The 22,219-nt window shown below is 53.2% G+C and carries 24 protein-coding genes; 11 read left to right on the plus strand and 13 right to left on the minus strand.

The genetic code is table 11. The annotated features are described in order from the left end of the window. Positions 1-129: 129 nt before the first annotated feature. Positions 130-1,080 carry a sugar-binding transcriptional regulator gene (locus KSO86_RS06125; RefSeq protein WP_216379111.1) on the plus strand — a complete coding sequence of 317 codons (951 nt, stop codon included), beginning with the start codon at positions 130-132 and terminating at the stop codon, positions 1,078-1,080. Here KSO86_RS06125 and KSO86_RS06130 read toward each other — a convergent pair whose 3' ends face one another. The 4 genes from KSO86_RS06130 to KSO86_RS06145 form a co-directional block, all read right to left on the minus strand. Further along, a complete protein-coding gene (locus KSO86_RS06130) occupies positions 1,081-1,971 on the minus strand; it encodes an HhH-GPD family protein (RefSeq protein WP_253281452.1) in 891 nt (296 codons plus the stop codon). Further along, entirely contained in the window at positions 1,968-2,498 is a 531-nt protein-coding gene (locus tag KSO86_RS06135) for a TetR/AcrR family transcriptional regulator (RefSeq protein ID WP_216379112.1), read from the minus strand. The genes KSO86_RS06130 and KSO86_RS06135 overlap by 4 nt, the downstream gene beginning before the upstream one ends. Next, positions 2,485-3,963, minus strand: coding sequence for an MFS transporter (locus KSO86_RS06140; RefSeq protein WP_216379113.1), 1,479 nt, complete (start codon positions 3,961-3,963; stop codon positions 2,485-2,487). The genes KSO86_RS06135 and KSO86_RS06140 overlap by 14 nt, the downstream gene beginning before the upstream one ends. A gap of 212 nt (positions 3,964-4,175) precedes the next feature. Continuing rightward, entirely contained in the window at positions 4,176-4,622 is a 447-nt protein-coding gene (locus KSO86_RS06145; protein ID WP_216379114.1) for an MFS transporter, read from the minus strand. A gap of 177 nt (positions 4,623-4,799) precedes the next feature. Here KSO86_RS06145 and KSO86_RS06150 point away from each other — a divergent pair, with 177 nt between their 5' ends. Both KSO86_RS06150 and KSO86_RS06155 read left to right on the plus strand, forming a co-directional pair. Further along, positions 4,800-4,961: a hypothetical protein gene (locus KSO86_RS06150; RefSeq protein WP_216379115.1), complete on the plus strand. Its 162-nt coding sequence runs from the start codon at positions 4,800-4,802 to the stop codon at positions 4,959-4,961. A 99-nt stretch (positions 4,962-5,060) separates the two neighbouring features. Beyond that, the gene (locus KSO86_RS06155; RefSeq protein WP_216379116.1) at positions 5,061-5,948 is read left to right on the plus strand and encodes a hypothetical protein; all 888 of its coding nucleotides are present in this window, start codon (positions 5,061-5,063) and stop codon (positions 5,946-5,948) included. Between the two features lie 2 nt (positions 5,949-5,950). Here the strand turns inward: KSO86_RS06155 and radA are convergent, their stop codons facing one another. Genes radA through KSO86_RS06170 form a run of 3 tightly spaced genes read right to left on the minus strand, consistent with a single transcriptional unit; the run spans position 5,951 to position 9,524 of the window. Beyond that, positions 5,951-7,327 (minus strand): DNA repair protein RadA, encoded by a 1,377-nt coding sequence (gene radA, locus KSO86_RS06160; RefSeq protein WP_216379117.1) that lies wholly within the window; start codon positions 7,325-7,327, stop codon positions 5,951-5,953. 47 nt (positions 7,328-7,374) lie between these two features. Beyond that, a complete protein-coding gene (locus KSO86_RS06165) occupies positions 7,375-8,043 on the minus strand; it encodes a potassium channel family protein (RefSeq protein WP_216379118.1) in 669 nt (222 codons plus the stop codon). A gap of 35 nt (positions 8,044-8,078) precedes the next feature. Then, entirely contained in the window at positions 8,079-9,524 is a 1,446-nt protein-coding gene (locus KSO86_RS06170; protein WP_216379119.1) for a TrkH family potassium uptake protein, read from the minus strand. Positions 9,525-9,806: 282 nt separating this feature from the next. Here KSO86_RS06170 and KSO86_RS06175 point away from each other — a divergent pair, with 282 nt between their 5' ends. The 4 genes from KSO86_RS06175 to KSO86_RS06190 all read left to right on the plus strand — a co-directional run bounded on the left by KSO86_RS06175 (position 9,807) and on the right by KSO86_RS06190 (position 11,588). Continuing rightward, positions 9,807-10,022 carry a helix-turn-helix domain-containing protein gene (locus tag KSO86_RS06175; RefSeq protein WP_216379120.1) on the plus strand — a complete coding sequence of 72 codons (216 nt, stop codon included), beginning with the start codon at positions 9,807-9,809 and terminating at the stop codon, positions 10,020-10,022. 87 nt (positions 10,023-10,109) lie between these two features. Continuing rightward, entirely contained in the window at positions 10,110-10,208 is a 99-nt protein-coding gene (locus KSO86_RS06180) for a 30S ribosomal protein bS22 (protein ID WP_005504750.1), read from the plus strand. A 214-nt stretch (positions 10,209-10,422) separates the two neighbouring features. Further along, positions 10,423-10,899, plus strand: coding sequence for a MarR family winged helix-turn-helix transcriptional regulator (locus tag KSO86_RS06185; protein ID WP_216379121.1), 477 nt, complete (start codon positions 10,423-10,425; stop codon positions 10,897-10,899). A gap of 26 nt (positions 10,900-10,925) precedes the next feature. Beyond that, the gene (locus tag KSO86_RS06190; RefSeq protein ID WP_216379122.1) at positions 10,926-11,588 is read left to right on the plus strand and encodes a histidine phosphatase family protein; all 663 of its coding nucleotides are present in this window, start codon (positions 10,926-10,928) and stop codon (positions 11,586-11,588) included. Between the two features lie 12 nt (positions 11,589-11,600). Here KSO86_RS06190 and KSO86_RS06195 read toward each other — a convergent pair whose 3' ends face one another. Genes KSO86_RS06195 through KSO86_RS06215 form a run of 5 tightly spaced genes read right to left on the minus strand, consistent with a single transcriptional unit; the run spans position 11,601 to position 15,725 of the window. Further along, positions 11,601-12,032: a PLD nuclease N-terminal domain-containing protein gene (locus KSO86_RS06195; protein ID WP_216379123.1), complete on the minus strand. Its 432-nt coding sequence runs from the start codon at positions 12,030-12,032 to the stop codon at positions 11,601-11,603. A 47-nt stretch (positions 12,033-12,079) separates the two neighbouring features. Next, on the minus strand, positions 12,080-12,958 hold the full coding sequence (locus KSO86_RS06200) for a 1,4-dihydroxy-2-naphthoate polyprenyltransferase (RefSeq protein WP_216379124.1): 879 nt from the start codon (positions 12,956-12,958) through the stop codon (positions 12,080-12,082). Next, positions 12,945-14,135 (minus strand): AMP-binding protein, encoded by a 1,191-nt coding sequence (locus KSO86_RS06205; protein ID WP_216379125.1) that lies wholly within the window; start codon positions 14,133-14,135, stop codon positions 12,945-12,947. Before KSO86_RS06205 ends, KSO86_RS06200 begins: the two co-directional genes overlap by 14 nt. Then, the gene (locus KSO86_RS06210; RefSeq protein ID WP_216379249.1) at positions 14,135-15,118 is read right to left on the minus strand and encodes a 1,4-dihydroxy-2-naphthoyl-CoA synthase; all 984 of its coding nucleotides are present in this window, start codon (positions 15,116-15,118) and stop codon (positions 14,135-14,137) included. The genes KSO86_RS06205 and KSO86_RS06210 overlap by 1 nt, the downstream gene beginning before the upstream one ends. 10 nt (positions 15,119-15,128) lie before the next feature. Further along, positions 15,129-15,725: a class I SAM-dependent methyltransferase gene (locus KSO86_RS06215; RefSeq protein ID WP_216379126.1), complete on the minus strand. Its 597-nt coding sequence runs from the start codon at positions 15,723-15,725 to the stop codon at positions 15,129-15,131. 39 nt (positions 15,726-15,764) lie between these two features. Between KSO86_RS06215 and KSO86_RS06220 the strand changes: the two genes are divergently transcribed. From KSO86_RS06220 to KSO86_RS06230, 3 genes are all read left to right on the plus strand, one after another. After that, complete coding sequence (locus KSO86_RS06220) at positions 15,765-16,754, plus strand: o-succinylbenzoate synthase (protein WP_253280599.1); 990 nt, start codon at positions 15,765-15,767, stop codon at positions 16,752-16,754. Between the two features lies 1 nt (position 16,755). Further along, a complete protein-coding gene (gene menD, locus KSO86_RS06225) occupies positions 16,756-18,387 on the plus strand; it encodes a 2-succinyl-5-enolpyruvyl-6-hydroxy-3-cyclohexene-1-carboxylic-acid synthase (protein ID WP_216379127.1) in 1,632 nt (543 codons plus the stop codon). A gap of 86 nt (positions 18,388-18,473) precedes the next feature. Continuing rightward, complete coding sequence (locus KSO86_RS06230; protein WP_216379128.1) at positions 18,474-19,970, plus strand: S1C family serine protease; 1,497 nt, start codon at positions 18,474-18,476, stop codon at positions 19,968-19,970. Positions 19,971-20,033: 63 nt separating this feature from the next. Here the strand turns inward: KSO86_RS06230 and KSO86_RS06235 are convergent, their stop codons facing one another. Continuing rightward, entirely contained in the window at positions 20,034-21,344 is a 1,311-nt protein-coding gene (locus tag KSO86_RS06235) for an isochorismate synthase (RefSeq protein ID WP_216379129.1), read from the minus strand. Between the two features lie 38 nt (positions 21,345-21,382). Here KSO86_RS06235 and KSO86_RS06240 point away from each other — a divergent pair, with 38 nt between their 5' ends. Further along, positions 21,383-22,123 carry a class I SAM-dependent methyltransferase gene (locus KSO86_RS06240; RefSeq protein ID WP_216379130.1) on the plus strand — a complete coding sequence of 247 codons (741 nt, stop codon included), beginning with the start codon at positions 21,383-21,385 and terminating at the stop codon, positions 22,121-22,123. The last annotated feature ends 96 nt before the right edge of the window (positions 22,124-22,219 follow it).

Here is a 22,219-nt window from a genome sequence, read left to right on the forward strand (position 1 = left end):
ACTGTAATGTTTTATGGTGCACTCATCTCATTAAGTGACCCTAATTTTTGGATCGTGAACAACTGTGCACGATCGTTCATGTAGAGTGAGAGGTGTTCCGTATTCACTGGAGTGGCAGAAAGATTAGATATGGCAGAACGAGTAAATACCGCATATGAAGCAGCAATGATGCATTATGTGCAAGGCGAAACAATGGAAACTATTGCTCGCCGGTTAAACGTTTCACGCTCTACGGTTTCTCGTCTTATTAAATCAGCTCGTGATGAAGGCCTAGTGCAAATTACTCTGCATCCGCCGCAGGAAGTAGCCTCCACTATTGCTACCTGGGTGAGTGATACATACAAAGTACGTACTCACGTGGTGCCAGTACCGTTCCAGGCCAACGAGGTGCGTCGTCTGAACGCGGTAGCTCAAATGGCTGGTGTGCTCATTTCAGGATTAATGGAACCAAACACAGTAATTGGAGTAGCCTGGGGCAATACTGTTTCCGCTATTGCCGATCATTTAGTGCCACGGCAGGCCGCAGGATCGGTCGTAGTACAGCTAAACGGAGCCGCGAATCCGTCAACAACAGGGATCCCTTATGCAGGTGCAATCATGGAAGCTTTCGGGCGGGCCCACGGCAGCATGGTCCAACATTTTTCGGTTCCAGCATTCTTCGACTACACTGCAACCAAAGAAGCCTTGTGGCGCGAGCGCTCAATCGCGTCGGTACGCAAACTCCAAGCTTCGGCAGACGTAGCAGTGTTCGGGGTTGGGTCCATGACCGGACATAACGTTTCACTCGTGTATTCGGGCGGTTATCTTAGCCCGCAAGATCTCATGGCTATTAAAGAAGATGGCGTTGTCGGTGACGTCTGTACCGTCTTATTGCGCGCTGACGGAACCTGGCGAGACTTGGCGATTAATCAACGTGCCTCTGGTCCAACCCCGGATGAGCTGTCGCATATTAAACGCCGAATCTGTGTTGTTTCGGGTATTGATAAGGTGTTGGCTACTCGGGCAGCGTTGCGTGCCGGCGTAGTTACGGATCTTATTATCGACGAAGACGCTGCCGCGCGGTTACGTGAAATCAGCTAGTTAGTTATGTGGTAAACGGTAATGTCCAGCTTTTGTCTGAACGAGTAGGCCATCGCTTACCAGCCCGGCCAATGCTGGCGTAAACCGCTGGCTCGAAAGCTGGCTACGTGCAATTAAGGTTTCTTCCGCAAACGACTGGGATGGTTGTGCACGGAAAATTTTCATAATCATACCGCGCGCTTGTCGATTCGTACCGACCCATTTCTGGGTTGTCCGAGTAGGTGCGTAAGCATCGGCTGGGTAGCCAGCCTTTTTCCATTCACACACGTCGACGACGGGACACTCCTCGCACCGCGGATTCCGTGCTGTACACACGAGTGCGCCAAATTCCATAATCGCCGCGTTCCAACGCCATGCTTGTGCTGGATCAGTAGGAACAAAACTGGTAGCGCGGTTACGTTCGGCCTGAGTTTGCGTTGGTGCGAGTAGCGCCTCGCCATGCCAGCGTGCTAAGACTCGCCTGATATTTGTATCCAAGACAACCGAATAGTCCTCATAGGCGAAAGCAAGTACTGCGTCGGCAGTGTAGGGGCCTATTCCAGGCAAACTCAGCAGGTCCTCCCGCTGCCGTGGAACATTCCCAGCAAATTGTTGGACGATTGCTTGTGCGCATTCGCGTAGCCGCAAGGCTCTACGAGGGTATCCCATTCGGTCCCACGCTAATAGAACGTCTGCCGGGGAAGCAGCTGCAAGGTCGGCTGGAGTCGGCCACCGTTCTAACCAGGCATACCAGGTTGGTTCAACCCGCGATACTGGGGTTTGCTGGCTCATGACCTCACACAGCAAAATTGCCCACGGGTCGCGAGTTTGACGCCACGGCAAGGGACGGGCTTTGCTAGCAAACCAGTTTGTTAAATCGCTGTAGAGAGATGAATTTTCTGGCATCGTCATGGAATAAGATTAGCTGCTGCCTGTGCGAGTGCTTCACGCTGCTTCGGGGTGAGGTGACGCCCGTTAATATAATCGTGTGCCCATAAACCATCGGCTATGAGCTGGACCAGATAGGCTCGGCAGGCTTGTTCATCGGTTGTGATGTTTTCTGGAGAACACGTCCACTGGTCAAGTTTATCCGCCCAGATCGAATACATCTGCGGGTCAGATGAGGCATCAATGGTCATCATGAGTTCAGCTCGGGTAGCCGCGTTTTTCGATACTGCTAAGTTAGCGCGAAGTTTCGTGGCGACGTCGTCGGCGTCGTCGTCCCTAACTGCGTCAAGTAACCGTTGTTCCCAGCACTGTGCCATATATTCGTGAACGTCGTGAATCATCTCTTCACGTGACGGAAAATGATAAATCAGTCCAGATTTACTCATTCCACTTCGGGTAGCAACCGCATCATAAGTTACGCCAGCCACCCCAGATTCTTCGATAATCTCAACGATCACGTCGAGAATGTCGGTCTTTTTATTCGTGCGCATAAGGCGTCTCCTTTGGATTGCCACGCAACGCATATGCGGTAACTAGTGCGGCAAAAATCGTGATGACGATGATCAGTAAAATAATATCCAGGTACGCGGCATCGTAACCGGCGCGGGCAGTATCGGCTAAGGTTGGATGAGCTAACCCATCGTAGATAGATGTGCTGATTTCCTCCGGTACATTGATTCGGTAGAAGAACGGCAACAAACTACCAACAATTGCCACAGCCACAACGGTGCCAATTTCGTACGAGACTTCTTCTACAGCCGCTGCCATGCCGGCTTTACGGCGTGGTGCAGAACCGATAATCGCGGTAGATGAAACGCTCATAACTAATCCTACGCCAGCACCCATTAATGCCAGACCAACAATAGTTAGCCACAACATAGTGTGTGAAACACCGAAGTACATCGCGGTTAACCCTAGGGTGGACGTAACTAAGCCACCGGAGATAAGAGTCCGGAATCCGATGATGTGAACGATTGCTCCCCCGAGAGCTGACGTGAAGAATGACGATAGCGCCGCCACAGCTACTAGCATTCCAGCTTGGAGCGGAGTGAATCCAGCAGTTAATTGGAAACGCTGGGTTGTCATCAGTTCAGATCCACCCAAAATAAAAAGTGTCATACCGGCGGAAATGACTCCTGCGGTAAACATCCAAGATCGGAAAATTTCGAATTCCAAGAGTGGTTCAATGAGTTTGTCTTGCCGGAGCTTGAACGCTACTGCGCCAACGATGCCAGTTGCTAGCGAAATAACTACGATCCAAAGGTTTTGTTGACCCGAGATTTCCTTGATGAACATGACCATGCCAAGCATGGCGAACATGGCGTACACACTCGAAATGAAATCCCAATGTTTGCTTGGGTTAGCTTGATTAGGTGGTGCTATCGCAAACGTTGCGATAAAAGCTGCGATAGCCACCGGAATGTTGATTAAGAAGATAGAACCCCACCAGAAATGTTCAAGCAAGAAGCCTCCGATAACTGGGCCAGTGGCTGCACCGAGCGTTGAGGTGGCCGCCCAGATACCGATGGCGGTGGCCAGCTCGCGAGGATCTAAAAAGGTGGTGCGGATCAGTGCCAGTGTGGCTGGCATTAGTGTTGCGGCTGCAAACCCGAGGATAGCTCGAGCTCCTACCAGCCACCACGGACCTGGAGCAAAAGCCGCTGCCAATGACGCGAACGAAAAGATGATTAATCCGATCATCCACATTCGCCGATGGCCGATTTTGTCTCCTAGGGTTCCGGTGCCGAGTAAGAGTCCGGCTAAAACAAGTGGGTAGGCATTGATGATCCACAGATTTTGCAGTTCCGACGCATGCAATACTTCGCGTAGGCGGGGAAGGGCAGTATAGAGGACAGAGTTATCGACTCCGACGAGGAATAAGCCGGAGCTGAGTACAGCTAAGAAAAGCCACTTACGATGTACAGAAAGTGGAGAATCATAACGAGCATTCGACATACCCGTAACTGTACCGAACGTTCGGTATGGTTATGAAGTGTGGCTGGCGTTTCGTCGCCGATCTCTCACTCGGTCGATCATCAGCAACACAGCGGGGATCCCGGCAAGTGAGGTAACGATCGAAGCATAGTATGCAGGGGCCAGTAGATTGCCAAAATAGTTACTTAACCAACTCACCACGAACGGGGTAAGACCTCCGGAAAGGACAGTCGCTACATTGTAGCCAATCGCCATGCCAGAAAAGCGCCCGTGGCTACCGGGATTGCAGCCGCTCCAATTGCGCTCCAAGCAGCAGCTGGAATAGCTAACATAGCAATAGCAATAATAAGGATCGTTGTGTTGTTCAAACCGAGCATGATATATCCAGGCACAGCCAACAAAACGACGGCGGCTAGTGTTAAAGCAAAAGCATGCTTACGTCCAATTCGGTCCGATAGTAGGGCGATAAATAGGGTAACTGCGATAGCTGCAATTGCCGCAATGACGCCGAGATTTAAGGCCGCTTGAGAATCGCCGTTGTGTACCGACTCAAGATATGTCGGGATATAGGTAATTGTTAAGCAGTATGTGGCTGAACCGACTGTTGAGATAAGGAAAGAAACGGCGAGTGGACGTTCGTGTTCGCGGACGGTGTATGTTAGCGGTGAGAAGGGCGCCAACCATGGATTTTGCGGCTGCCCGACTCGGTGCTAAATCACGGGGTTCTTTCTTTGCTGTTTCCATTAGGTAGACCATAATGCCGGTGTACTCCGCGCCAACTGAAAAACCTGCTAATGTTCGGAGAGCGAGAACGGCGATACCACCCCAGATGCCGAATAGTAGCGTACCCTGGCATAATGGCGATCCCGCCTATCGAGATAGATATCAGCATGGCAGAAGTGATGAGTGCAGTGGTGCGCCCGCGAGTATCGCCGATATGGCCAAAAACTATTGCTCCCAACGGACGAATAATAAAACTGGCCTACGGTAAGCATCGAGAGGCGTCTTTTTCACTTTAGAGTGATATCGCCGAGTGAAGTTGCAAATTCACGTGAGTCGGAGCATGTTATCGGCGTGGACGTTTCGCTCAACGGCAATAGCCCGCTACGGTTGAATACGTGAATACTAAACGTGGTCCAGGTTCTCGTTCCCCGCGCAAGGGTGGGCGCCCGACGCCGTCGTCGGCAACTACTCGAAAGTCTGCTGAGCGTTCGGAACTTAGGCGTAATCAAGAACAACGTCCACGTCGTGCTCAATCGCAACCACGTTCGCAGGAACGGAAGCGGCAGAATTCGTCCGAGCGTCCTGCTCGGACCCAACAAGCCCGCGCTCCACGAACCACCCAAGCCCGTCCGCACAGTGTGGAAAATAGGCGCGTAAATCCAACAGTTCAGCGCCGGAGAGCCACTCAGGCACAGGTCAGCCGGGAGGCTTTGCTGCGGCGCCGCCGGACAAGGAAGCGGATCGCTGGTGTTGTGGGTGCGATAGTAGCGATAACGGCTACGATCTGGCTGGTGTCCTTTTCGCTACAAAAGATTCAAGAGCAAACTGCACCACCTGACCCGGCACGAGTATTTGATCCGGTGCCGTGCTCTGTTGAAGATTTGTCGGCCACGTTGTCCCTTCAGGGCTCAGTCTCTGGTCGGCCAGTGAATATTGGGATTAAGGTGAAAAATTCGCGGAGTAAAGCTCCGTGTGTGATGGAAACTAGTCCGAAAGATTTCAAGGTCACAATTGAAACTGGTGACCTGAAAGTTTTCGATTCAGCTACGTGTGACGTAGGTGTTTCCGCGCCGCGCTTACTCTTGAGTAAAGATGTTGAATCCAACCAAAAAATTACCTGGAATGGAATGTATTCGGGCAAGCTCTGCTCAACTACGACTCCTGCAAATCCAGGAACGTATATTGCCCGCGTATACTATCTTGGCGAGGAACTAACAGCTAAAGGATATGCCTTTGAGCTGAATGCTCCAGCGCCACCGCCTGAAGCTAAACCTGCTGAGTAGCTCTAGTGGGAAACTGGGAGAACCGTATTTACTGCTTGCTTGACGTCGGCTACTCTGCGGAGCGTTAGGTTTCCCGGGGCTGACACATTATCTGCACTGGCTGGGATCAAGGCGATATTAAATCCTAGCCGGGCAGCTTCGTTGATCCGTTGCTGGATGCCGACGACGGGGCGTAACTCTCCGGTCAGCGACACCTCGCCAAGCGCCACAACGCCAGGCGCCAGCGGCAAATCTGCTGCAGCAGATGCGAGCGCTAGTGCGGTAGCGATATCTACACTGGGCTCAGTGGCCTTCGCGCCACCAACCGTGGAAACAAAGACGTCGGACCGATCGTATGCAATGCCCAATCGTGACTGCAAAACAGCTATCATCATGGCAACTCGGGAAGAATCAACACCGGAGGTAGTGCGCCGCGGTGGACCACCGGCCGGAACCCGTAGTGCCTGCACTTCTACCGGCATCGGACGGCGTCCTTCTAGCGTGATAGTGACGCAGGTGCCAGGAACAGTAAGATTACGGGCACTTAAAAACAGTCCGGAAGGATCTGCAAGACCTCGAATACCAGAATCAATCAGCTCGAAACAGCCCACTTCATCGGTAGCGCCATACCTATTCTTTACCGCTCTCACCATGCGTAACCGCGAATGTTTATCGCCTTCGAACTGGCAGACCACATCAACCAAATGTTCCAAAACTCGCGGGCCGGCGATCGAGCCTTCTTTAGTAACATGGCCGACCACAATAACCGGAAGATCTGAGCTCTTAGCGCGATTAACTAACGCAGCCGTAACTGCCCGGACTTGAGCCACTCCGCCAGCCGCGCCCTCCACATCAGGATCAGCAATGGTCTGAACAGAATCGACGATCAACAGCGATGGACGAGAAGACTCCACATGGCCAAGTACCCGGGCCAAATCAGCTTCTGCCGTAAGTAGCAGATGCGGATGCAACGCACCGATGCGTTCTGCACGGGAACGAACCTGTGACGCAGATTCTTCTCCCGTCACGTATAACACCGGATTCTTGCCAGCTGCAGCGGCTTCTGCTGCGGCCTTCGCTGCCACATCAAGCAATAACGTAGACTTACCTACTCCTGGTTCACCAGCGAGCAAAATAACCACACCGGGAACAATGCCGCCACCAAGTACCCGGTCAAGCTCACTAACGCCAGTAGGCGATTTAACAGAGGCTTGGCTACTGACATCGGTAATAGGTTGTGCCGGACTATGCGGGGTTAACGGGGTGACAGCGCGTGCAATGCTGCCAGTTCCATGTTCCACAACTGTGCCCCACTGCTGGCATTCGCCACACCGCCCTACCCATTTCGAGGTAGTCCAGCCACATTCGGTACAAACAAAAGATGCTTTAGTTTTCGCCATAGCCACACCCTACCAACCAGGTCCGACATACTTTGTAGAACACCGCGTCACAGCCGGTTCGCGAACGTTTCCAGCAACGCCGGCTCTCCCGAAACAATCAGCGTATCCCCACTAGATACTAGTGTTTGTGGGGTCGCGTATTCGAACGGTTGCCCATGCGATTTCACTCCGATCACCCGCACCCCGAACCGCTCTTGAATCCGGCTTTGCTCTAGGGTAAAGCCAATCATGTCCTTCGGTGGCAACATCTTCACGATGGTGAACTGGTCTTCCATCTCGATATAGTCAAGCATTTTGCCTGAAACCATGTGGGCTACGCGCTGACCGGCGTCGTATTCCGGATAAACAACATGATTGGCGCCGATACGCCGCAAAATTGTGCCATGTTCACGCGACGTCGCTTTCGCCCAGATCTCCCGCATCCCCATGTCCACTAAGTTTGCGGTGATTAAAACACTGGCTTCGAGCGATGTGCCTACGCCAACAACTGCAATCTGGAAATCCTGTGCGCCCAACTGATGAAGTGCTTCGGCAGATCGAGCATCAGCTTCAACCACGCGGAAACGATGTGACCACTGCTGAGCTAAATCAGGATCAGACTCTACCGCTAATACGTCGCGGCCTAATTTATCTAACGTTACTGCGATAGCGGAACCAAAACGTCCTAGTCCAATCACCAAAACCGCATCTGGACTTTCGTTAGAAACTCGAGCCATGTCTCTTCTTTCTCTGGAATACCGACAATTCTAGGTTAGCCGATAACCGGGCGTTCTTCTGGGAGCCGGATAACTCGACGGCGATTGCGCAGTGCAAGCGCAGCAGCTAAGGTCATCGTTCCCACGCGCCCCAGATACATCAGCACGATAAGAATAATTTTCGCGGACTCCGGAAGGACTGGTGTGATACCAGTTGACAGTCCGCAGGTTGCAAAGGCAGAGATAACCTCAAACAAAATCTGAGCTAGGGAATAGTCAGAGATGTGCAGAATCGCAAGCGTTGATGTTCCCACCAAAAATGCACCCAAGAAAGTAGCGGAAATGGCCAGCCGGACAACGTCTGGTGGGATCCGTTTGCCGAATGCTTCGGTGTCACGATCACCGCGTGCTTCGGCCACGATCGCGAGTACCAGCACGGCAAATGTTGTTACCTTGATTCCGCCACCAGTAGATGCCGAACCGCCACCAATAAACATGAGGATATCAATAAAGAACCACGTGGATTGTTGCATTTGTCCGACGTCGAGTGTTGCCAGTCCGCTCGAACGCGGGGTAGTAGCGTGAAATAGCGTTGCCAGAATTCGATCTGACCCGCTTAGTCCACCAAGCGTTGCTGGATTGTTCCACTCCAACAAGCCGATAACAATGATCGAAATACCGAGTATCGAACCGTAGGTGACGAGCGTCAGCTTGGAATGTAACGTCCAATCATGTGGGTTGCGCAGATGTTGAGCGATGTTTAACGTAACTGGAAAGCCTACGGCGCCAACGATGGTTCCTAAAATAATCGGTAGACTTACGGCCCAGTTGCCGACGAATTGTCCAAGTCCATCAGCTAAAACTACGAAGCCGGCATTGTTAAACGTTGATACAGCCATAAATAAGGAGTGGCCCAGTGCGCTTACAAAGGACGGATCGATGCCAACGAACGTTGCCAAGAAGATAAGGGTTAAAACAGTCTCAGCCACAAGTGACGTTGCGATGACAGCGCGCAGTAAGGCTCCGACGTCGCCCAGCCGGCTTTTCGTTTCCGTTGCCGCGAGCATACGTTGCGTCAGCCCTAAGTGTCGGGAAACCGCCAGTGCCAAAATGGACGCAATGACCATGACGCCTAATCCGCCGATCTGGATGCCTAAAGCCAGAACGATATCTCCGAAAACTGTCCATTGAGTAGCAGTGTCGACGACGGTCAGGCCAGTTACGCATACCGCTGACGTTGCTGTGAATAAGGCAGTGACAAAGGACGTGCTCCCGGGGGTGCGAGTTGCGAACGGTAGCATCAGTAGCAAGGTGATAGTAAGAATGAGGGCCGCAAAGACGAGCATTGCTAAGCGGGCTGGAGAGCGTCGTGCTAAGGAGTTTATGTAGGAGCGAACTGAATGACCGGTAGAACCAGTATCCGAATCCGGACCTAACGACATGCGAATATCAAACCGTCCACGGCCTGATGACTGCGGCTGTGGAGGAGCTCCGTGCGCCACGAATATTTCTCCTTGATAACTGAAAATTTAATCCCTTTAAGCCTATCGTGCTCGAGTTGTAAATGTGGCATTGATAGCGGTTTATGGCGTACCGGAAGCCGTAATCTAGCGAACAAACCTTAGTGTTTAAGGTGTGGGTTGAGGGAATATCAGGTACAATTAACTAAGAACAGAGTGTTTCGGTACGTGGCGTTTTTCACCACGGACGAAATTGAGACGAAGCACCAATAATGTGAATCCTTCGAGCTTGCCAAGCTCGCCGATACGAGAACGGACACGTAGATGGCTCAACTCCCATCATCAACACCACAGTTTTTTACTGTGGCCGAAGTTGCTGATATGACGCGGGTTTCGCGGATGACTGTCTATCGTATGGTCCACTCGGGAGATCTCCCGGCAGTTCGTGTTGGCAACTCGTATCGCGTTCCTAAATCGGCAGTTGATCAACTGCTTACTGGAGGAGCGTCGGTAGATTTTCGTGAAGCATCCGGATCTTGATTCGTTTGCACAGCTCAAAATCATGTAGAATCTGTTCTGTTCGTAATCGCGGCGTAGCCGCGGCAGTTCCAAGTCCGGAGGTAACCTGTGGGTTCCGTTATTAAGAAGCGTCGCAAGCGCATGTCGAAGAAGAAGCACCGCAAACTGCTTCGCAAGACTCGTCACCAGCGTCGTAATAAGAAGTGATGAAAATCGAGAGCCTACGGGCTCTCGATTTCTATCTAGGCTTGATTGGCTTATAGTGTTTAGATGGCAGGCGATCCGGCTCGCTTGCTAGAGCGTAATGGCTTTAGGGTGTAACTCAGGTTAAACTAAGGTAGCGATGGTTGAAACCAAAAGAAACACCATCTAAAATAATTAAAGATTAAACATTGCTGTATAGGGTTAGGGTAGGCATACCATGGCGAAAAAACGATTGCTTGACCAAGAAGAGCAACAGGCATGGCGGAACTTCCTGCGTGGCCAAGCCACAGTACATGACGCGGTCAATCACGATGGACTGGAAAGCTTCGGCTTAGCACTTCACGAATTTGAGGTGCTTGTGCGGCTTGCTGAAGAACCTGAACAGCAGTCACGAATGTCATCATTGGCTACCGGACTGGTTCATTCACGCTCGCGCCTGACCCACACCGTTGCGCGCCTCGAAAAAGCTGGATATGTGCAGCGCTTCCAGTGCCCACACGATCGGCGTGGAATCTTCTGTCGGCTCACCGAAGAAGGACAAGAAAAGCTTGAGTCGGCTACGCCGCAACATATTGAATCGTTGCGGCGGCATTTCCTCGACAAGCTCTCACGCGAGGAACTGCTAACGATTGGCGAGATTTTCGCAAAGCTTATTGACGACGAGGAAACCGAGAAGCGCGTTTGTGGGCAGTGACCCCGCGATCTAGTAAGCTAGGGCGTATGGATATCACAACGGTTCACTTAGTTCGTCATGGAGAAGTAGATAACCCGGAAGGCGTTCTGTATGGTCGCCAGCCTGGATATCATTTAACTCAGCTAGGCCACCAGATGGCTGCAAAGCTTGCCCAAGCATTTGATGGGCATGATATTCGTACCGTTATTACTTCGCCGCTAGAACGCGCAATTGAAACCGGTACCCCAACTGCACAACATTTTGGTTTAGATATCCGCACTGATGAGCGAGTCATCGAAGCTGACAACAAGTTCGAAGGGCTCGATGTTAATTCCAACCGGTGGAAGCTGGCGTCGCCGAAATTCTGGTCCTGGTACGCAAATCCACTAGAGCCATCATGGGGTGAGCCGTATACCGATATCGTAGCTCGAATGTCAGCCGCGATCTCAGATGCGATCACTCAAGCGCGTGGTGGTGAAGCTATTATCGTCTCCCACCAGCTCCCGATCTGGACCATGCGTCGGTTCATTGAGCGACTTCCATTGGCTCACGATCCTCGCAAGCGCGAATGCTCGTTGGCTTCCGTAACAACATTGACGTTCGTTGGCCGTCAACTAATCTCGTTGGATTACTGGGAGCCGGTCGAAGATATTCTCGATCAGGCGGCCGATATGGTTCCAGGCACGTCGAAAGCACAGATTAAGAAATAGTTCTTGTAGGCATCAGCCACTGTGCTTGCCGTAAAGTCCGCCGTCGTTGTCGGAGTCATCAGGATCTTCCGGTAACTCTTCTTCTGGATCTAAGCCGGCTTCGGCTCGTTTTTGTTGCTCGTAAGCACGACGACGATTACGGGCCTCAAGCCGCGCGAGAAATTCCGGATCGTCGTCGGGAGCTACTGGTCCGTTCGATTTAGCGCCGGTGCCAAAAGGCTTACGCAAAGAATCAGACGATAGCGTAGTTCCAGAGCGGAACAAATCTTGGTTCTTAAAAAATAGCCACAAGAGAGGCCCGATTAACGGCACAATAAGGGTTAAAACCGCCCACGCTGCCTTAGGGAGCCGTGCCGGGAGATTATTGCGATCGGTTCGTAGCACATCAATAAAAGTGTAGATGTGAAGTGCTAACGCTGTTAAAACTATGAGTATTCGAGCCACGTCTTATAGTCTATTGAACTTTTCGATGTAAAGATAGCTCACGGGTGTCAGCTGAGCGCAAAAACGATGAAAAACACGATGGCATAGAGTAGCTCAAAGAGGCCAGTGTATTTCAAGACAACGATAAGATCCTTACCCTGCGCGCCATCCTTAACACGTTTGATTGGGAAGGCAAGTATCGCAAACAAGATTATGCCCGGCAACGCAAGGGGGCCATCGATGATCATCTCGGTAATAACCAGGATCACAACCGCGACTATGAGCATGGCAGCGTAGGAAATACGTGCCCAGCGATCGCCCAAACGTACCGCCAACGTGATTTTGCCGGCTTGGGAGTCGCTCGGAATATCGCGGATATTGTTCACCATCAGCAACGCGCAGGCAATCAGGCCAACACCGGTGCCAGCCGCCCAGGCATACCACGGAGCACTGTTTGTTTGCACATAGGCGGTGCCAACCGTTGCCATCCAGCCGAAAAACGCGAGCACAAAAACTTCGCCTAGACCCATGTACCCGTATGGGTGAGAACCGCCCGTGTAGTACCAGGCGGCGAGGGTAGCAGCCGCACCCAACGCAATGAGCCACCACTGGCCGGAGAGGGCAACTAAGGTAAGTCCGGCGACGCAGGCAAGAGCGAAGAAACTCAGGGCAATAACGAGCACGACGCGGGGGCGAACCTTGCCGCCACCGGTGAGTCGAGGCGGTCCTTGACGGACGTCATCTGTGCCGCGAATCCCATCGGAATAGTCGTTTGAGAAATTCACGCCGATCTGGAATGCCAACGCGACGAACGCCGCTAGCAGCGTTCGCAGGAGCGAAAAACCTGAATCGAAAATCGCTATTCCGGCACCGATAATTACTGGTGCAACTGCTGCTGGGAGGGTGCGCACACGAGCGCCTTCGAGCCAATCGTTAACTGTTACCACATGAAAAGTATAGGCGAGCGGCAGCGGTAATGGCACGGCGGTCTATTTTGCCAGAGTCTTTTAGGGGCCAAGAATCGTATCCGAGGGTAGTGAGCGGGACGAGCCGGCGTGGTTGCCATCCGGTTCCTAAACTGTGCTTGATGTGGTCGCGTATCTGCTTTTCCGCTCCTCCAGACAGAGGCGAAACTCCTGGTTCAAGGATCGCTACCGCTGATTCACCCCATGTTTGATCAGGGACGCCGACGACGATCGCGCGCATCCCAGTGAGCTGCTCGAGTTTTTCCTCCACAAGATGCGGAATGATGGTGAGGCCACCAGTAGTGATGGCGTCGTCGATCCGGCCAAGGACACTGAGCGTGCCGTCGGCATTAAACCGACCGTGATCTCGGGTGTGGTACGTAGCGGTTAGTGGGCAGGATTGTGTGTTGGTGGTCAGTAACCCGGCACCAGTCACCATGGTGCCAGTGATCGAAATCTGGCCCGCGTCTGACAGCTCAATAACGGCATCGCCGATCGGTCGCCCATCATACACACAGCCACCGCATGTTTCCGTCATCCCGTAGGAGGTGTGGACGGTCAAACCAGCATCGTGGGCTTGAGCCAGTAACGACGACGGCGTTGCGGCGCCACCTGCTAACAGCACAACTGAGCGGGCTGCTGTGGTTAGCCGGTTATCTGCCAAGATACGGCGTAACTGGGTAGGGACAACCGAGCAATAGGTTGGTTGGCTGGCATCCGCGGACGTCAGCACCTCGGTTAATAATTGGTGTAGTGGCGCAACACCAGCGAGCACTGAGCGCACAATCGTCTGGAATCCAGCAATATGGTGTAACGGCAAATCAGCTAGCCAACGTCCCGGGCCGTAGAGAGCCTGATGGGTAGCGTGTGCCGAGGCCCGCAGCGAATGCCACGATAACGGCACAATTGTGCCGGTGCCAGACGTTGAACCTGAGGTGCGCATCAACAATCCAGTACCCACTGGATATCCGGCGTGCGCAATCTCTGCATGCGCCTGAGCTGGATCAACATTCGGGCCGACCATAAAAAGCGGAGCCGAAAGTTCACCTGCTAAACCGGCACGGACGTAGTCCTCGACCGCGGGTAATTCGCTGCCGTCACACACCACCACGATTGGATCATCGTAGGCGCGTACGAAAGATGAATCGGGAGCCGTCATTATGCGTAGAACGGGAAATCGTCCCAGCGCGGTGGACGCTTCTCTAAGAATGCGTCCCGGCCTTCTTGTGCTTCTTCGGTCATATAGGCTAAGCGGGTTGTTTCACCGGCAAACACTTGCTGACCGGCGAGGCCGTCGTCGGCCAAATTGAACGCAAATTTGAGCATACGCAAGGCTTGCGGCGATTTCGTCCCCATGATCTGGGCATATTCGCATGCCTTGTTTTCTAGCTCTGCGTGGGGAACTGCCTCATTGACTACGCCCCAACGCTCGGCATCTTGCGCCGAATATTCGCGTGCTAAGAAGAAAATCTCGCGTGCCCGCTTATCGCCAATTTGGCGAGCCAGCAACGCCGAACCATACCCGGCATCGAACGAACCTACGTTCGCATCGACTTGCATGAAACGAGCATGCTCGATTGATGCGATCGATAAATCGCACAACACGTTCAACGAGTGACCACCGCCAGTGGCCCACCCAGAAATCGCACCAATGAAGATCATGCCGGAGTTACGCATGAGCCGCTGAACTTCGAGGATATGCAACCGGCCAGCCCGCGCGGGATCAATCGAATCGCGAGTGGCTTTGTTGGCTTGTGGATCGTCGTCGCCTCCGTCGTAACGGTAACCGTCCCGGCCACGAATACGCTGATCCCCACCAGAACAAAATGCCCAGCCGCCGTCTTTAGCAGACGGACCGTTACCGGTGAGAATAACGCAACCGACTTCACCAGTTAACCGGGCATGATCTATCGCGCGATACAGCTGATCAACCGTTTCAGGCCGGAACGCATTGCGGACTTCTGGACGGTTAAACGCAATACGTACCAGTGGAAGATCCCGTTCGCTGACAACGCTCCCATCGGCAGCAAATTCACGTTCCACGCCACGATGATAAGTCACATCAGCATTTGGAAAACCATCGACCGACCGCCACCGGCGCGGATCAAAAATCTCAGAAACTTGCTCGGGTAATGGTGAAATAGTCATACGACTATTGTGCCATGTGACGGCGGAACACGACGACGTCGTCCACTCGCGTCACATTCTTGTCCGTCAGTTCCGTTTCCAACCGGGTAGACGACTCCACGTCGAAATCTGGCAAGTGAACGCGGTCAATCAGGTCTGCACCAGTCCACGCAACAAACGAAGCCGGGTGCCACGGCAATGCGAATGCATGGGTTGCCACCATGATCCGGCCGCCGGGAACCACGCCCTGCGCAACCGTCTCAATAAGTTGTGGCAACTGCTCGAAGTGAACAAAAGACAGCAGAACCAGATCGAGATCCGCCCAGCCTTCGCGCGCAAAAATCTTAGCGGCCTCACCAACAAACCCTGATACGCGATTAGTCACCCCAGCGTGCTGAGCCGCTTGGCGCAGCCGATCAATTGCGGTAGCAGAAAAATCAATTCCGCGAACCATCCAGCCATGCTTAGCTAACCACACGACGTCGTGGCCTTCGCCGCAACCTATATCAACGGCTGTTCCAGCCGGCCACGAAGCCGAGTGTGAGACAACGAACTGATTTGGTTCTGTGCGCCACAATTGTGTAGTTGACGCATATTTTTCTTCCCAACCCTGAGCATCCATGCCTGACAGTTTAACCTGCATCCAGACTAAAATGGGAGTATGTATCTGGACGTCTATATATACTCCTCACCCCTCCATACTCGGTTTCGCGGATTAACTACGCGAGATGGTTTGCTCATTCACGGACCAGCCGGCTGGGGTGAAACCAGCCCGTTTTGGGATTACGGCCCGCAGTATTCTGCAGCCTGGCTACGTGCCGGGGTAGAGGCAGCCACCCAAGGCTACCCAGAACCATTGCGCCACTCGATCCCGGTGAACGTGACTGTTCCCGCCACCACTACCGAACGTGCCTTCCAGATTGCGGCGCGGGGCGGGTGTATCACCGCAAAAGTGAAAGTTGGGGAGCCCGGGCAGAGCCTAGCCGATGATGTCTCCCGTGTGGCGGCCGTGCGCGAGGCGTTGGGACCGGCTGGAAAAATCCGGGTCGACGTTAACGGCGCGTGGAGCGTGGCTGAAGCCTGCGATGCTATTCCAGCGTTGGATCGGGCAGCTGGCGGACTGGAATATGTCGAGCAACCGGTAGCAGATGTGGAAGATTTAGCGCGGGTTCGCCGGCAGTCGAATGTGCCGATCGCGGCAGACGAATCCATCCGGCGAGCTAGTGATCCGATGCGGGTTAAAAAACTAGCGGCCGCCGATATCGTGGTTGTTAAAAATCAGCCGCTCGGCGGGGTGCAAGCTGCGCTCGCGATTGCCCACGATATCGAGCTACCCGTGGTGGTCTCATCCGCGTTAGAAAGCTCGATCGGAATCCGTGCCGGGTTGGCGTTCGCTGCTGCCTTGCCGGAATTGAATCATGCGTGTGGGTTGGCCACCAGCCAGCTATGGGTCAATGACCCAACTCCGGAACCATTGTTGCCAGTAGATGGGCAGATCCAGATACGTGACGTGGCCCCAAGCTCACTTCCGGCACCGGAACCAGAATTAGCTGCGCGTTGGCAAGAACGGTTAGCGCAGATGTGGACCTATGCGGGTATTGACGCCAGCTATACGTTACATACCGATGCATACATTAGAGAAGGAAACTAGCGTGACTGATTCGACGACGACCGCCCGCACTCTCCTTGCCAACCTCATCGCGTGCGATGTGCGTACGTTTATTTTGTGTCCGGGATCGCGGTCAGCTCCGTTCGCTTATGCGTTATACGACGCCGAACGTGCCGGGCTGATTCGGTTACATATTGAAACCGACGAACGAGTAGCCGGATTTGTTGCGCTCGGTGCAGGCGCAGTGGGGGAACTAACCGCGGTGGTAACGACGTCGGGCTCCGCGGTTGCCAATCTTCATCCTGCGGTTGAAGAAGCCTATTACGGTGGCGTACCGATGATTGTGCTTAGTTCGGATCGGCCACATCATATGCGTGGGGTTCGAGCTAGCCAGACGACCGACCACCAAGCAGTGCTAGCTGGCTCGGTCCGGCATTTTCGGGAGCTCCCAGCCGGTGGTTCTCTTGCAAATGCGTGCGGCTTAGTGCGGCGGGCTGTGCGGTCAGCTCGCGGACTCGATCAGGGGAGCGTTCCCGGTCCAGTACACCTAAATGTTGGTTTTGTAGAACCTCTGATGCCGGCTGATACTTGGACAACTCTCACTCAAGATATTGCGGATGCTTGCCTTTCTGAACAAGACATAGCAGTAGATGACGTGCGCTGCGTCGTCGTCGCCGGGTCTACGGTGCGTCACCGTAACCTTGACCCTCAGGTGTTTGCTGGACTGCCGATCTTGGCCGAACCTTCATCGCCGCTGCGGAGCCATCCCAATGCGATCACGGCTCATCCGATCGTGCTCCAATCTGAGTTACGGCAACGGATTAACCGGGCGATCGTCGTCGGGAATCCAACCTTAACCCGCGAAATTTCTGCGTTGCTGGCGGATGAAACAGTTGAGGTGTACGTGCTGGACGACGCCCCGACCTACGCCGATGTAGCCGGGCGTGCGCGGGTGATTGCAGAGGCCGAGCTAGCGACGTGGACGACACCGAATCAGGCATGGCTCGCACAATGGCAAGCTGTGAGCATGGCGGCAAACGAACATATCGCACAGCATCTGACCGGACTAACATTTGCGAGTGTTGGCCGCGATATTAGCCAACTCAGTAGCAATGTTCAGTTAGTTGTTGGCGCATCGTCCATCATCCGCGAGATGAACCTCTATGCTTCCCTGCCGGCCCGCCCAGTTCATGCAAACCGTGGGCTAGCCGGGATTGACGGCACAATGTCCACCGCCATCGGCATTGGGTTAGCAACCGGGGAGCCAGTGCGTGTGGTATTGGGAGATTTAACGTTTATCCACGATCTCGGAGCGCTGGTCCACACCGCGGGACAAGCTGCTATCGCACTCGACGTAGTGGTTATCGACGACGCCGGTGGCTCGCTATTCGCTACCCTCGAATACGGGCAGGGGGAAACGGACTCGTATGATCGAGTTTTCCGCACTGCTAAAGACCTCGATATTGCGTCCTATGCGGCGGCTGTTGGTGCGGAGTATTGTCCAGTGGCAAGCCGAGAAGAACTGGCGGCGGCTTTAGCGAATGTACCGGCGAAGGTGCGCATCGTACACATCACTCTGGGACATACTAGTATGAAGTCCGATAGGGCACTGCGGCACGATAATCGGCAACGTGTATTGGACGCTGTTCACCGCAGGCTAAATAGTTTTCAGTAAACTTTCAGATTCCTTTGCGGATATTGAAAGATCGCAGTGTGAATCTAAATTTTGTAACCGAGATTTAACTGACATTTGGAGGAAAGATGGAAGAAAATAACGTTCCACGTCCTGAGGATAATATTCAGCATAACCCCGATGGGAACCCACATGTCAGTGAGCCTATGGAGCAACCGTTATCAGGGGATATGCCGTACGCCGGAAATGATTTTGAAGAGGTTCCGGTAGCACAGGCTACGCCTGCGGCTGCTGTGCCAACGCCGGCTACACCAATTCCGGCTGAACCAGCTTCAGCTGTGCCTATGCCGGTTGCATCTGAGTCGACGGCGTCTGGATCTGAATCATACGTACCACCAGCATCCAGCGAATGGGAGCCACCTATGCAATGGCAACCGAATCCTCAGTATCAACCAGGTTTTACTCCACCTACGAGCTTCGCACAGGCAACAAATGGTGCTCAGCAGAAGAAAAGGCGGCGCAGGCCAGGTTGGTTTGCCCTAGTTGCAGCATCGGTAGTTGCCGCAGTGGTAGGCGCTGGGATGGGGATTGCCGGAAGTAGTTTTATTCATCCAACTGGGCTTCGGCCAGCTACTATGACTACGGCGCCGCAACATGATGCTGGGACAACCAAGCTAGTCAACAGTACGGCTGCGGCTCCTGATTGGGAAAAAGTAGCCGATGAAGTGGGCGCAACAGTGGTCTCACTCAACGTCACTACAGATGGTGGCCAAGCTCAAGGATCAGGCGTGATCATTGACAAATCTGGTCGAATCTTAACCAACAATCACGTTGTCGCAGGAGCCACAAAGCTATTTGTCATGTTCTCTGATGGCCGAGTCTTTGAAGGCCACGTCATGGGGACGGACGAGGCTACAGATTTGGCAGTTGTAGAACTTGTAGATCCGCCAAAAGATTTGGCTGTTGCACAACTAGGCGATTCGTCAGATCTGAACGTTGGCCAAGCTGTTGCTGCTATCGGCAACCCAATGGGACTAGATTCGACTCTAACCACAGGTGTTATTTCCGCGCTAGACCGGCCAACCCAAGCTGATCAAGGTGCGAACGTCGTCACAAACGCTATCCAAATCGATGCAGCAATTAATCCAGGTAATTCTGGTGGCCCAGTTTTTGACCAGCAAGGCAAGGTTATCGGAATTGCATCCTCTATCATTACCGTAAAAACAAGTTTTGGTGGCCAAGGGGCGGGATCGATTGGTTTAGGATTCGCTATCCCCGTGAATTTGGCTAAGAACATCTCTAGCCAGCTGATTGAAAAGGGTAGCGCCGAGCATGCCTATTTGGGTGTCACTATCACCAACGGACTGGCAAAGTTTGACGATACGCGACGCACAGCTGCAACGATTAAAACTGTTGAGCCAGGCACACCAGCTGCCAAAGCGGGCTTGAAAGAAGACGACAACATCGTTGAAGTCAACGGCCGAAAAGTTTCTACGGCTACTGCTTTGACCGGCTACATTCGGCAATACCGCTCTGGTGATGTAGTTAATGTGAAAATCGAACGTGGCGGAAAACTGATGGAAGTCGATGTTACCTTAGCAACTCGTCCAGATCCGCGTCCGTAGTATTTCGTAAAGCGTGCGGGGAGGCTGACAGACTCACTTCTGTCAGCCTCCCTGCGCATGGTTTTACAGTGCTATTCCAAGAGCTCCCATAATCGGATCAAATTTAGCTTGCGTTTCCGCATATTCTTCATCCGGATCCGAATCGGCCATAATGCCACCGCCAGCCCAAGCGCGTGCGTGTAATTCGTCGTCGATACGAGCGCAGCGAAGTGCCACGCACCACTGGCCAGCACCATAAGAACCAATCCAGCCGACGGGGGCACCAAATCGATCGCGATCAGTTGCCTCTAACTTGGTAATAAGTTCTAGTGCCTTATCAGTAGGGGTACCTCCCAGAGCAGCAGTTGGGTGCAACAGTCCGGTTACCGATAAAACATCAGTGTTTGCAGCAAGAGTAGTAACAATATCCGTCGCAAGATGAGACACGTTCGGCAGTCGCAAAACAAACGGTTGGCTTGCCTGGACCTCGCCGAGCTTTTGCAGTGAATCTACGGCAGAAACGACTGCCACCTCGTGTTCGTGCATGTTTTTTGCTGAGTTGAGCAAAGCGTCGTCGTCATAAGCTTCTGTGTTCGGGAATGTTCCTGCCAAAACTCGGGTGACCACCTGATTACCCTCGCTTTGGGCAAGTAGCTCTGGAGTGGCGCCGATCAGCCCATCGATTCCGAAAGTCCAGCAATCGTCATAAGAACCGGCTAACTGAGCGACGATATGTCGCTCGTCAATAGGCGAATCGCTCGTGATGTCGAGCTGGCGGGCAAGAACTGCCTTCGTCAGAGTACTGGCGTTAATATTCGATTTAATCTGTGCAACGTGCTGGCGGTAATCTGCAAGCGATTCGCGTGGCTGCGCCTGACGTATTCCACTGGAATCGTAGTGAAGTTCCGTCCCAACAAGTACGGCGTCAAGCAAAGCGCGCGATTGCTCATCGAGTGTTTCGAAAATGTCCTGATCGTCTGGACCAATAAGCGTTAAGAATGCTGTTCCTGCGGTTGTGGTACCAGTTCCTGGCCCAGTAATCCCAACGATAACTTGCGGGACGATCAGGGTGGAGCCCGCCGGTGAATTTGGAACAAAGCTGAATGAGCCGAGGGCTACCAGACCTGTTCCGGGAAGGGCGAGGTCATCACGTATCTCTGCATTATCTTGGAGATCTTTCCACCATTGTGAAGCCAGTGCAAACCGGCGGCCATTGTCGGTAAGCTCAGCCGAACTAGGACCTAGTTCGCAGCGAGCTGCCTGACCGGCACACACAAACCCGGTACGATTCTTCAACCAAGCAATTTGCCCACGCTTAGCGGTGAGTAATTGGGCCAATTCCGGGGTGCTGGGAAGCCGTGTTGTTTGGACGCGCAAATGTGGGATGGTAAACATGTTTCGAATGTTAGTGCGGAAAGTGATTAAATGCAGACATGAAAGGTCTGCTATCGCAAAATACACAATCAGAGTCCGCTAGTTCGCAACACCGAGCATCGTTAGAGAAAAAACCCGCTGACGTATCGAAGATGTTCGACGACGTAGCGCAGCACTACGACATCACCAACACGGTCCTCACCGGTGGTTTAGTCCATGTCTGGCGCCGCGTAACTCGGGACGCTGTTGGTGCTCAGCCAGGGCTGTCTGTTCTCGATGTGGCTTGTGGAACAGGTGCATCCGCAGCGGGATATGCGGCTGACGGGGCAGACGTGATCGGCTGTGACTTTTCCCCAGGCATGATTGAGCGCGGCTTGGAGCTTCATCCGGGTCTTGATTTGCGTGTTGGTGACGCCACCGCGTTGCCGTTCGACGACGAAACGTTCGACGTCGTTACTATCTCCTACGGGCTACGAAACGTGGTCGATACCGAGGCGGCCTTGCGCGATATGCTTCGAGTAACCAAGCGTGGCGGAAAGATCGTTATTGCGGAGTTCTCGCGGCCGAAAAATGCGCTTTTCCGCGCTACCTACTTTGAATTTATGCGTATTGGAATGCCGTTGCTGTCCCGGCTCTTTTCTTCAGATGCGCCGGCGTACGAATACTTACGTGAATCAATAGAGGCCTGGCATTCGCAAGAAGAATTAGCGCGCTTGATGTCCCAAGTGGGATGGCGTCAAGTTGAATACAAGAACCTTACAAACGGAATCGTGGCATTACATCGCGCGGTTCGGGAGTGACATCGTTATTCCCGTCTTCTATTTTGATGTGGCGTAGGATACGACTGTATTTTGGCAACGAAATACTGACGTAAATGTATCTGTCTCAAGTTCTTA

Origin of the sequence: Arcanobacterium phocae, from assembly GCF_018913465.1 — a bacterium.
Lineage (GTDB): Bacteria > Actinomycetota > Actinomycetes > Actinomycetales > Actinomycetaceae > Arcanobacterium > Arcanobacterium phocae_A.